The sequence below is a fragment of the Shewanella sp. SW1 genome (assembly GCF_025653545.1).
GTDB classification, from domain to species: domain Bacteria; phylum Pseudomonadota; class Gammaproteobacteria; order Enterobacterales; family Shewanellaceae; genus Shewanella; species Shewanella oncorhynchi.
This window is the reverse complement of the sequence record NZ_JAKKSG010000016.1, coordinates 1-12267: the sequence shown is the minus strand read 5'-3', so window position 1 is coordinate 12267 and position 12267 is coordinate 1. Positions and strand designations below refer to the sequence as shown.

The window sequence follows — 12267 nt, the reverse complement described above, 5'->3', positions numbered from 1 at the left end:
TTATGGAGCTATGCAATGTTTTAAAGTATGACCGATCCCTCTACCCAAGTAAGGCGGTATTTTTCTATAAAACGACCGATTCTGATTTTGTTCCTCTTGAAGCTGAAATCACTCGTATACGTGGTCAAAAAGCTGGATTCACTGAAGCATTTACTCCCCAATTTAAATCGAAAAACTTAGCACCCCAGGACCTTACACACTGTAATCCTCTAACTATTGAAGAATGCTATGTCCCGCCAAATGTAGAACACATCTATTGCCGCTTCTCGCTAAGAGTACAAGCTAACTCGCTCAAACCCTCTGGCTGCAGCGCTCCTGAAGTTTTTACTTTGCTTGAAAAGTTATCTGCAGCATTTAAGGAATGCGATGGTTACCAAGAGCTGGCGACCCGTTTTTGTAAAAATCTGCTGTTAGGAACTTGGCTCTGGCGTAATCAAAACTCTGGTAACACTCAAATAGATGTTAAAACCAGTACGGGAAAGTGTTATCAAATCAGTAATACGAGGCAGTTAGCTTGGAATATTTGGTCTGATGAAGCCCTGACTGTTCTTGATGAATTAAGTAAAGAGATGCACTTAGCTTTGACTGATCCGAATGTATTTTGGAACGCCGATATTACAGCAAAAATTGAGACTGTCTTTTGCCAAGAGATCTACCCAAGCCAAACCTTTGGTGAAAAGTCCGCAGAAGGTGAAACTTCAAAACAGTTTACTAAGGTTAAATGTACTGATGGTCGTTATGCGGTGAGCTTTAATTCGGTCAAGATAGGTGCGGCTATTCAATCAATTGATAATTGGTGGGATCAGGACGATGTTAAACGATTACGAGTACATGAGTACGGTGCAGACAAAGAGCTGGGTATTGCACGGCGTTCACCTGAATCTGCACTGAGTTTTTATACCTTATTTGTAAATACAGAGCTGTATTTAGCTGAGCTCAATCAACAGGCTGCAGAGTCAGGGCATTCAATTCATCCTAATATTTACTATCTTTTTGCTGTCCTGATAAAGGGTGGTATGTTCCAGAAGAAAGCCGAAACGAAGAAGGCATAATATGCAGCGCTACTATTTTATGGTGCGTTTCTTACCAAAAGAAGCAAACTTGGCCCTGCTAATGGGGCGTTGTATCTCAGTAATGCATGGGTACATCTGCAAACATGAAATTAAAGGTCTTGGGATAACGTTTCCTGCTTGGTCGGACGGCTCTATCGGTAATGTCATTGCTTTTGTTCATTCTGATGAAATTGTATTGAGTGAGCTGAAGCAGCAATCCTATTTTCAAGATATGAAAGAATGTGGCTTTTTTAGTCTTGGTAACGTCGACGTTGTACCTAATGATTGTGCTGAAGTGATGTTCAAACGTAATCAGGCAATTGCAAAGATTTTTGTTGGTGAGGCCCGCAGACGCTTAAAACGTTTGGAAAAACGAGCATTAGCTCGAGGTGAGACATTTAATCCTATAAAAAATACTCAGCCAAGAGAGTTTAACATTTTCCATCGTATAGCAATGAGCAGTGGTAGTAATAAGCAAGATTACCTTCTTCATATACAGAAAATGGTAGCAAAGGAGCAAACTGAACAATTGTTTAGTAGCTATGGGTTTGCTAGCAATTTACAACAAAATGGAACAGTACCGGAGCTATCTCGTCTTGTAGATAAGATTTGACCTTTTGGTTTCGTGGTTACTGTAACGTTTTAATTTTAAAACTAATTATCTGTTTGAGAAATTATATGGTTATTTCCTTGATTTTGGCTCTAGTAATTGATTTTATATAGGTTTATTTTATAAGTGTATAGTGACCTGCCGTATAGGCAGCTGAAAATTAAGAGAGGTGCAGATGACATGGCGCATATATGTGACCTGCCGTATAGGCAGCTGAAAATATCGTCGGAAGTTGTTTTTGTGGGATCAATAAGTGACCTGCCGTATAGGCAGCTGAAAATAAAAACAATCGTTTCGACGTTTATGTTAATACAGCAAACTGCCGGATAGGCAGTAAAAGCCTCTTCTTACCCAATGTGGGAAGAGGCTTTTTATTGGCAATGCCCCAATTTTCGGTGGATGATTGTTTGAGTGGAAATGTGCCTTTTTAGGCTATTCATAGCCATTAAAAAGCTAAAGTTTTATCAATTTTGAGGAAAATCACTACCAACCAGACGGTAGAAGTGACAATAAAAATTGATCAATCTCTAGCAAGCTTTTGGGGGAAATGATGCTCAGAAAAGATTAGGTTGGCTAATGTTAATCAGTTCATCTAATCACGTAATTTTAAATGTTTGTACATTTTATTGAATTTTAGTTGGATGAGTTATCTATGAGTCAATTTGAAATTGATAAAATTAGAAGTTGGACTAACAAAGAGATAGGCTCCCCTTACTTGTTAATTTCCCAGGAAGATAGCTCCTTACACTTAGGTTACTATGCTGGAATGGGAACCGCTGATAGCACGCCAATAGAACAATTGCCCCCAATTTATAAAGAAATCATTGGTGCATGGTTAGAATCTGGAGTGTTAAGGCAAGCAGGTGAATCGTTCCCACTTTACCCAGGAAGTCACTTGTTCAAAAGACTGATCCTAGATTATTCGGATTGAGTCGATATTTATCCAAGAGCACTGCACCAACAATCTGTGCGTAGGTTATGACCTATGATCAAAGTTTGTTGGCTTATTAGCACATAGGCTGATGGCTTTTGGCACGCTTATGGACAGAAGTGTTTCAGTGGCCTTTCTAAATTAGCAAAATATGGATTAGTTTATATATCGATGATGCTCACTACAAAAGTGGGAATAGTGTCGTAAAAGGGTGCTAATGAAATTTTATAGCCCTCCCTTTGGCAAATTAGTTAGTTAAACACAAAAAGCCCAAGAGTATTTTAACAAGTGGGCTTTTTAAAAAACGAATCACTAGGCTTTATAAACCAAGCGATTAACTAAACTCGGGTCATCGAAGTCTTGTATGAGCTTTTCATATTTCTGTTCGTTTTCGGAATCATCGTTCAGTCTCCAAACAATGGTTCCTCTGATATAGATCATTGTGATGATATCCCTCAGTTGGCGGTAGGCTGCAATATCCCAGAGGAGTTTGTGACACTGAACAAACAAGGTATCAAACTTTTGTCTGAATAGATAATTGTAGATGTATGACAAATCTTGAATATCTTGCTCTTTAATACGTTGAAACAGATTACTTTCTACTAGCGCTTGATTCTTATAAATTGTTGCTCGGCAGTAGTTATAACTGCTTTTTTCTGACTCAAGTGCAGTATTCAGATTCTTGATCTTATCAACGTTACTTCTCTCCTTGTTGAGCGTAAATACAATATTGTTCGCTAAGGTGAAGTGTTTTAGTTTTCTAGCTTTTTTCTCTAGCCTGACTAAAGTTCTGAATCGGTCGTCAGGGTCTTTTTCCTCAGCAATAACCACCTCTGACACAATGTATTCAGTTGACTTTTTATGGTATTGGTTTTTGTTAGCTTTTGCTAAAGCAATTGCAGCGGGTTTGTCAACGTGTTCAAGTAAATGTATACGTTCGAGGTAAATTTCTTCAAGTGTTCCTTTGTCACTTTCAGGGCAAAGAGCCATACAACGATCAAGATATTTTTTTGCCTCAGAATAGTCAGACCTTATGCGATATGATGAAGCGATATAAAGGTAGTATTTATAAAGTGAATCTGGATCAATTTTTTCAATGGTATTGTGTAAAAGAGCAACTGCGGATATCGTTTCCGCATAGCGACTAGAGTTGCGAAGTATGTAAACGTAGGAGCTGCAATAATGGCGCAACTTCGTTAGCCTCCTTTCATTCATCTCATTACTCTCACCCTGTTCGGTGTTGATTTTTATGTTATCCAAAACAGACTCAATTGAGTTGAGGAGCAATGTGCCTGTATTATCTTCTTCGGCACCATAGCCTTTTTGATATACCTTGCGATTGAGTGAACTCAGCCGGATTCCATTCTTTGTCGGAGTCATTGTTACGTTGAGATAAGCATTAGATATTTCGTACACTTGTACTTTGGACATCTTACTAAGAACGTAACCTTTGATGATTGGGTTAATCTTGATAATCTTTGTAGATACATCGATCTGCATCGTCGTAGCCAATTCGAATCTAACCAATTCTTTTACATGCTTAGGGTTCAGATCCCGCCCCATGAGATCAGCTCTAAGATTTGACAATGTTTCACCATTTTTTAATATCGATAGAATATTAAGCATCTTAAGCGTCAATCTTTTTGATGCATCTGTGAACAACAAATCTAGTTGGCTTAATGTCGTTGTAGGAATGTGCTCAAGATGAAATTCATCATCAAATATTTCGTCGTGCTCTAATACCTCATCAACGGAACTATCTTCCATAAAATCCATGATTTGTTCGAGCTTATCAACAACGCCTTCAGACCTTTCATGAATCAACGCGACTTGAGATTGTGTATACTCTGACAAGTCAACTCTGCCATTAAGAATCAACTCTGTTTCATGTAAAGTTAAGGCTTCTAGCTCAACATGAAATCTTCTGAACTGTTTAATACTCACTCTTGACGTAAATATTATGAAAATATTTTTACCAAAGGTGGGGAGTGAGTCTGGCAATCCTGCTAAATAATTCAGAGCTTCCGCATTCATGCTACTTTTTATGTTATCAAAGATAATGAAATACAGTACTTTTTCTGCATTGGCGCAACAGAGTAAGATGAGCTGAGCAAGTGACTGATAGGTATCACTTTTTATCTGGCTTTCGATTTGTGCCTTTGTTAGTACCTCAGAGCAATCGATACGAAAATATTTGGACTTATGCTGTTCAGAATCGTGTTTGAAAGAAGAAATAAAATCATACACGCCATACCCTAGAGGAGCTAGTATCGACAATGCATTATGATTATTTAAATGCTTTATCGCATCTAGAGATGTCTTGTTTCTGACTTTTCGGTTATACCCTCTGTTCTCTATATCATAAAAACTGAGCTCTTCAAAAAGTTGACGGTCTAACTCGTGCTTAGCATTTCTTTTTTTTTTACTTCATTTACCTCAGAAAGTTTTTCAAACGTTGAATTGCAATCAATGCCCATATAAAAATGCACACGGGCACGAGCAATCGCATCGCCTAGCTCCTCAAATAATCCCTGACGTGTTGAATGAATCTTTGTTTCTTCAGGCTCGTAAAAAGTCCAAAGGATTTGGTAATCAAGCGCTGGGTTAGTTACGACTTTTGCAAGAGAACGTGTAAAACTGTCTTCCCATCCCCCATAAGCTATGACAACGACAAGGTCATCTTTTACAAGGTTTTGTAGCGAAATTTCAATGCGTTCGCGAATTACCTGCAATTGATTAACCGTATGCATGGTGTCCTGATCCCACTTACCATGTAAATGAAAAATATTAACTAGGTTATTCACATTGGATTGGAAATGAGTGTCATTAACAAGACTATAAGAATTGCATCCAATCCCTTGATTCTGAAATTCTTCTTCCAATAAAGTATCGAAGTTCGTGGTTACAATATTGGTGACATTGATATTTTTTTGTCTAATGGCCGCTACGAAATCACTGACTGCCTTGGGTATCCTTTGCTTACCGTTTTCATCCTCATTACTTTTTATCACTTCGGCAATGATTTCATTGACTGCATCTTGGCCATAAATGCTTGATACGACATCAAACGCCGTTTGGTAACGTTCTTGGTGTATGCTATCGCTTAATTGGCCTCTAAAATACTCTAAATCTTCTGGGTCTTCACGCTTGATGTAATCTTCGATGAAGTCAATAACACCATCTACGTTGTGGATACCAAATCCATTCTTGTCTTTTTGACTAAATGCAGATCCAATAACGAACGTAATACCGCCTTTATGTTTCATTATGCGCTTGGTAAGGGCGTATTCTGTATAGATTTTTAATGACATAGTTTTTTCATAGCTCAAATAATCTAATAACTCTCTGGACAGTACAGTACACTACATAGAATTAAACTATTGAAAGAGTGTACTGTTAGTCAAACTGAACTCAGATTACATTATTATGAACCCAAGCGCACTGTGAAAAGTTGTTAATGAGGGGAAATGCGAGTGCCGTCATATCAATAGATATCAACTTCAAACGCGTTTTGGGGCATAAACGTGCCAGAACTGATCGGCCTGACACGAGTTTGCACAAAATCTCGTTAGAATATCAGTTCTCCTTGATTATTTTCAGATAAGGCTTTGTAATGAAAACTTTTAAGAATGTGGTTAGTTTCACTACGCCTTTATACATTATTTAATCAGGGGGATGAATATATCAGCTGAGCGGATAAGCCTTTTCTAGCTTTTTAGATGAAAGTGAGTACAATTTTTCAGTAGAAACCCCTAGACTCAGCAATCTACAATGTGTATCTGATACCCCATCATTTACATCACCTTTATGATTCCAATTCCTCCACACTGCATTTGGATAAGCATTTAAAATACATTTAAAATATGGGACATCGATCTTATTAATCGAGTGACCAAGTACAATGATCTTTGTAACATCACCATATTTTTCTAGTTGTTCTTTATGCACTTCGAGAATTTCATTGACTGGTTTATGAAATTTTTCAGTTACAGATGCTAAGGTTTGATATGACTCCTCAAACCAAGGAGTATTATCATTTGTTACCATAGTCGAGGATTGGTTGCCATTACCCTTACCATGTCCAAATATAACATTACATCTAGCTTTACCATGAATATGCAGCACATCTTCATCTAGCACTAAATATACATCTTGAAGAGTAGATGTATAATTGAAGTTTATAAATTTATACTCTTTCGGGAACTCCATAAACTTCTTGGCTTGGTTTACATCTATTCCTCTAATCCAAGCTGTAAATGCGCTTTTTATATCACCTACTAACTCATCCACTTTTTGAGATATTTCGTCATTATAGCCGTTCACGTGTTGAGATGACTCTATCATGTCATCCATACTCGGTTCACATGCTGCACTCTCTCTGAAGTTATCCTCGTCAAAGATGCCTAAATTTTCTTCAAAATTTGACCACTCTTGATCATCATAAAAGCTAGGGAAATGCACAAAGTGCTCATCGAGTTGATTATTATATTGATTGAAAAAAGAGCAATAACTTGTAGGTAGACCGTTTTGTATATCAAATCCATTACCGACGATAACTAAAGTTGTCAATCTAGGCTCTCCAATATTAAATAATTATTTCAAAGCTGCCAAGTTTACTCTACATTGTCACTTTATTTAGTAATAAGAGCTGATTTAGGGGTTAGTGGCGCATTGTCAGAGATGTACTCCCACTCAATCCTCAATAGCTTTAGCTTACTTTGAACATCTACAGGAGTCATATCCGCTCTTTTTGAATTTAAATGCTCAAGCTGTCTTCTGATTTTTCCATAACTTCCAGCTGCGGAACGGTGCTTCTCAGCATTCTCTGCAAACCTAGCAAAAGAAACAACACCAGATAGCCCTGCTGAAAGAATGCTCATAAATACAAGAATTGCTTTTAAACAATCTTTAGCATCCAAAAAAAGCATTGCTGTAACTACTGTCGTAGCAGTAATTAGTAAATATCCTGACAAATTTGCTCTACAATAAAGAGTCTCTGAACGTTTGTAGTGCCCTTGTTGCGCATTACATAGCCTTACATGCCATTCATTCATCAGTTTACTTAAGTCCGAATAATCAGTAAAAACCATTTGCAACTCATTATTACTCATTTAAATTATCACCTGAATTAAAACAATCATTTAAGTCTGTGAGTCATTGTATCTCACACAAAAAAATTGCACACTCTGCTATACGCATATTTTGATGTAAAAAAATAAAATGAGTGAGTTTATCTACCAAGGCGCTACTAATATTTCTGAAAATGACTTTAAAAGTCACTTAGGCTCTTTATGCCAGCTAGAAAACATAGGTGTCCTTCTTGGTGCTGGTGCATCTGTAGGGTGTGGTGGTATGACAATGAAAGATGTGTGGCTTGATGCTATCACCAACTCTCAAAACATACTTACTGAATTACTCAGCTTTAAACTCATTACTCAAGAAAATATCACGAACAAAGATGTAAATGTGGAGCAACTTTTAGATCAAGTAACTCAATATTTATCGGTATACAAAAAAATGTCACCATTAAACATCGAGACAGATGTTGAGTCCCAACCAGTAGGCAAGCTTCAGAAAATTCTACTTTGCTTATATCAATCCGTAACCAAAGCGGCACTACTGGTAAAACAAGAAGCTTTTGGTGATGAGAATTTAGGATCTCAAGAGCAATTCAAATATCACCGAGAGTTACTTGAAAAATTAATTTCGAATCGCCAACCTGGTCAAGCTGCTCCGATGCTATTTACCACCAACTATGATCTCTCTTTAGAGTGGGCAGCCGAAGAAATAGGCATTCAACTTGTGAATGGGTTTTCAGGACTTCATACAAGAACTTTTCAGCCTCAAAATTTTGACTTGAGCTTTAGAAACGTTAATGCGAAAGGTGAAGCTAGATTTGGCCACTATCATGCCTATTTGCATAAATTACATGGCTCACTGTCTTGGGTTCAAGAAAATGACAGCGATATTAAGGAGATCCCTTCCGCTTTAGCAAAAAGCCGCTATATTGAGCCATTACTAAATGGTGAATCTGTATATGATAAGCAATTCTTAATTTACCCTGGTGCTAATAAGTACCACCACACAATCGGTTTTGTGTACGGTGAGATGTTTCGCCGGTTTAGTGAGTTCTTATCAAAACCACAAACAGCCATTTTCGTCAACGGATATGGGTTCGGTGACTATCATATAAATCGGATAATTCTTGGTGCACTATTAAACCCATCCCTACATATTGTTATTTTTTACCCTGAACTCGATACAATATCGTCAAATACAGCTAATTTGAACGAAGCTCAGAAATGCATCAAAAAACTTAAATCACTGTCATTAAATCAAATTACGATTGTTGGCGGAAACTCTAAGGCTTACTTCGACTCATTTGTTAAATACCTTCCAAAACCAGTATTATTTCCCAGAGATACTTCCACACAAGAGCTTATCTCCGCTATAAATGATTTAGTTCAAAGTGGTAATCAGATATGAGCATAGAAAGCGTCGATTCTATTGGGTATGTTGTTGCGCTTGAAGGTACAAAAATTCGCGTTAACTTACTTGAGGGTCACAAAGGTCAATTAGCATCTCACCGACGAGGGGTAAGCTCGGTCTCTCAACCTGGCGATTTAATTGGATTGGATGCTGGTACTAACCTTGTTATTGCTAGAATCACTGATATGGCATTTGTTGATCCAGACAAGGCTCATTCTTCTAATGTGGGCACAATGAATGTAACAGATACCCCTCTAAGGCAACTCATTGCATATTCCGTTGGCTATGTATTTCAGGAGGGTGACACTCGAAAATTTATTTCAGAGAACTGGAAATTACCAACATTAGGTGCAAAAGCGATTCCCCTTTCGAGCGACTATCTAGAAACTATCTATGGCGTAAATGAAGATGAAAAAGACTCAACTATTGAACTAGGGAGAGACTCAAGAACTAAAACGACGAGGATCAATGCTGGTCTCAATTCTCTACTTTCAAGACATTTGGCTGTTCTTGGTAGTACAGGTTATGGGAAATCAAATTTTAATGCACTGTTATCACAAAGAATACGTGAAAAATTCACAAAATCCAGAATCGTTATTTTCGATATAAATGGTGAATATGCTGATGCATTTATTGGTCAAAAACGAGTGAAAGAGACCATTTTGGGTAGTATCCCACCCTCTACAACTAGCTCAGTTATATTTGAACCTGTGCAGGCACCTCCTATTTTTGTTGGTAAATACCCTACCTATCATCAAATACCTTATCAAGCATTTGGCTATGCCGGCTTAATCAAATTATTAAGGCCAAGCGATAAAACACAATTACCTGCTCTACGCAATGCATTGAAGTCACTTCATATGGTTTGTACGTGTCAGAACGGATTGATATGGACCGCTGAAACAATACCACCTTCGACAACTGCAAATTGGTTCGAGTTAGTTGATGACTGTCGACAAGATGGACAAGATCATTTAAGTCAGTGGTTGAAAAAGTTAAGAAGCAATGCGCTTGGACATTTCCAAACTTGGCCTCCTTTTAAAGCGCTAGCTAACCTTGTTGCTGAGTTCGGATGTCAAGCATTCACACCTCAAGGCGCAAGCAAAAGAGATGCTTTTAGTTATGGTAATGTATTGCCATTAGTTAAGATTATCCAGCAACTGGTAGATGACCCTAGATTCAACAATGTAGTTAACTTATCTGGAGGACAAGCAATTTCGAACCCAGCGACTATGTGGAATAAAGAAGTTGAAGATGAAGTTGATTATATTTTTGGTAAAAAATCTGGGGGGCAACAAGATTGGGATGTTCATATCATTAACTTAAAAAACATAGCAGATGATCATGCACCAATGATTTTAGGTTCACTTTTAGAGATGTACTCTGATGTATTATTTAAAAGAGGCCAAGATCAGAATTATCCAACCATGCTTCTTTTAGAGGAAGCCCATCACTACCTTAGAGATCCCTTCGCAGAAGAAGGAACTCAACTTAAAGCATACGAAAGGCTTGCAAAAGAAGGGCGTAAATTTAATTGCTCTTTACTTGTTAGTACTCAACGCCCATCAGAGCTATCTTCGACAGTGCTGGCTATGTGTTCAAATTGGATCTCTCTTCGCTTAACTAATGAGCGAGACATCAATGCATTAAGACACGCTATAGAAAACGGTAATGAACATACTCTAAGTGAAATTTCTGGTTTACCTAGGGGGGATGCTATTGGTTTCGGTTCAGCTTTCAACATCCCGATACGCTTTTCCATTGATGAAGCTAAGCCAAAACCAAAGTCTTCTGATGCAGCATTTGCATCTATATGGTCATAATGAAGTATCTTAATTGGGATATTAGCTGTAATTGCCGGACCTAATAACAAGTGAAAATTGATTAGCTTTTGTATGGCAAATTAAAACTGAAAACTCCTGAGTGGTTATATTACTCTAAAACGTTTTGGGGCATAAACGTGCCAGAACTGCTCGGCCTGACACGAGTTTGGACCAAAGCGCGTGAGCCAGAAGCTTGCGTAAAATAACAGCGTGATGCGCATGAACCAGACTAGGCAAGTCTGATTCACTGTAATCGTTTTTTAATCCCTCATGGTCAAGCCTTACGTTTTAGTATCCATTACTTTTTTGTATCTCAAATTATCAAACAACAAAGTACTGTTATTCGAACCGTGGCAAGCTGTGAGGCAAAAGTTATCTGCCAATAAAAGTAGCGTCTACAGCAAATCAAATTGAAAACTAACTAAATCAACAGTTTCACAACCCCTTTAATGAACTAGCCGACTATTAGACAAAGTAACAATTTGAGTAAAAGGCCAGCGATGGTAACAATAGCTAGCCTTAGATAACAAACACAGTCTTCCTTACGTTATAGCTTGCATTCTAGTTTATCCGCGAGGTAGTCAGCTAATTCAAAAAGAGGGATGTGTGTCATAACACCGTCTTTGCGGCACTTAACTGACACACACTTCTCGGCCTCTTCTTTATCCCCAACCGTTAAGATGTAAGGCACTTTTTGCTTGTGAAAGCGTTTCATTTTGCGGGCAACTGAGTGTTGACTGATATCAACCAACACTCGCATGTCTCGCGCTAAACATAGTGCGGCTAACTGACGGACAAATTGGCTGTTTGACTCATTCACTGAAGCGATAGCAACAGGCACGGGATGCAACCAATCCGGCAGGTTACCCTGTGAGACTTCCAAGAGAATCCCCAACCAACGCTCGATAGAGCCATACATAGCTTGATGCATAATCACTGGCCGTTCGAATTCACCTTGCTCATTTGTGTACTGAACATCGAATCTTTCAGGCAAATTAAAATCAAACTGGATAGTGCCACACTGCCAGCGTCTTCCCATAGAATCTGTCAGTGACAGTTCAATTTTGGGACCATAGAAAGCCCCTTCACCAGCTTGATACTCGGCATCAAAGCCCTCGCTATGGCAGGCTGAATCCAATAGCTTTTGTGCTCGGCACCATTGCTCATCGCTGCCTAATGCCTTCTCAGGTTTAGTCGATATTTTTACGTCTAAATTATGGTAGCCGTAATCACCATAAACCTGCTTTGCACGCTGGAGAAAACCACGTATCTCCTCCTCTGCCTGAGACCAACAGCAAAAAACATGGGCATCATCCTGAGTGAACTGGCGTGCGCGCAGGCAACCATTTAACGAGCCTGAGG

The 12267-nt window shown here is 38.4% G+C and carries 10 protein-coding genes; 5 read left to right on the top strand and 5 right to left on the bottom strand.

All coding sequences use genetic code 11. From position 1 onward, the window contains the following. The first annotated feature begins 2 nt into the window (after nt 1-2). From csy3 to L5M71_RS14905, 3 genes are all read left to right on the top strand, one after another. The gene (gene csy3, locus L5M71_RS14915; protein WP_263208452.1) at nt 3-1052 is read left to right on the top strand and encodes a type I-F CRISPR-associated protein Csy3; all 1050 of its coding nucleotides are present in this window, start codon (nt 3-5) and stop codon (nt 1050-1052) included. A gap of 1 nt (nt 1053) precedes the next feature. Beyond that, entirely contained in the window at nt 1054-1665 is a 612-nt protein-coding gene (gene cas6f / locus L5M71_RS14910; protein WP_263208450.1) for a type I-F CRISPR-associated endoribonuclease Cas6/Csy4, read from the top strand. A gap of 649 nt (nt 1666-2314) precedes the next feature. Next, nucleotides 2315-2593, top strand: a complete 279-nt coding sequence (locus L5M71_RS14905; RefSeq protein WP_263208447.1) for a hypothetical protein — start codon at nt 2315-2317, stop codon at nt 2591-2593. A 312-nt stretch (nt 2594-2905) separates the two neighbouring features. Here the strand turns inward: L5M71_RS14905 and L5M71_RS14900 are convergent, their stop codons facing one another. From L5M71_RS14900 to L5M71_RS14885, 4 genes are all read right to left on the bottom strand, one after another. Beyond that, on the bottom strand, nt 2906-4840 hold the full coding sequence (locus L5M71_RS14900) for a tetratricopeptide repeat protein (protein WP_263208445.1): 1935 nt from the start codon (nt 4838-4840) through the stop codon (nt 2906-2908). Nucleotides 4841-4986: 146 nt separating this feature from the next. Next, on the bottom strand, nt 4987-5904 hold the full coding sequence (locus tag L5M71_RS14895) for an SIR2 family protein (RefSeq protein WP_263208443.1): 918 nt from the start codon (nt 5902-5904) through the stop codon (nt 4987-4989). 373 nt (nt 5905-6277) lie between these two features. Then, nucleotides 6278-7162, bottom strand: coding sequence for a bacteriophage abortive infection AbiH family protein (locus L5M71_RS14890; protein WP_263208442.1), 885 nt, complete (start codon nt 7160-7162; stop codon nt 6278-6280). Between the two features lie 62 nt (nt 7163-7224). Next, entirely contained in the window at nt 7225-7704 is a 480-nt protein-coding gene (locus tag L5M71_RS14885; RefSeq protein WP_263208440.1) for an SLATT domain-containing protein, read from the bottom strand. 109 nt (nt 7705-7813) lie between these two features. On the opposite strand from L5M71_RS14885, the gene L5M71_RS14880 reads away from it, so the two are divergent. Together L5M71_RS14880 and herA are read left to right on the top strand one after the other, a co-directional pair. Then, nucleotides 7814-9079, top strand: coding sequence for an SIR2 family anti-phage-associated protein (locus L5M71_RS14880; protein WP_259560019.1), 1266 nt, complete (start codon nt 7814-7816; stop codon nt 9077-9079). Further along, entirely contained in the window at nt 9076-10905 is a 1830-nt protein-coding gene (gene herA / locus L5M71_RS14875) for an anti-phage-associated helicase HerA (protein WP_259560018.1), read from the top strand. Before L5M71_RS14880 ends, herA begins: the two co-directional genes overlap by 4 nt. A gap of 547 nt (nt 10906-11452) precedes the next feature. Here herA and L5M71_RS14870 read toward each other — a convergent pair. Next, a partial coding sequence (locus L5M71_RS14870; protein WP_263220666.1) for a threonine--tRNA ligase occupies nt 11453-12267 on the bottom strand: 815 nt, incomplete at its 5' end.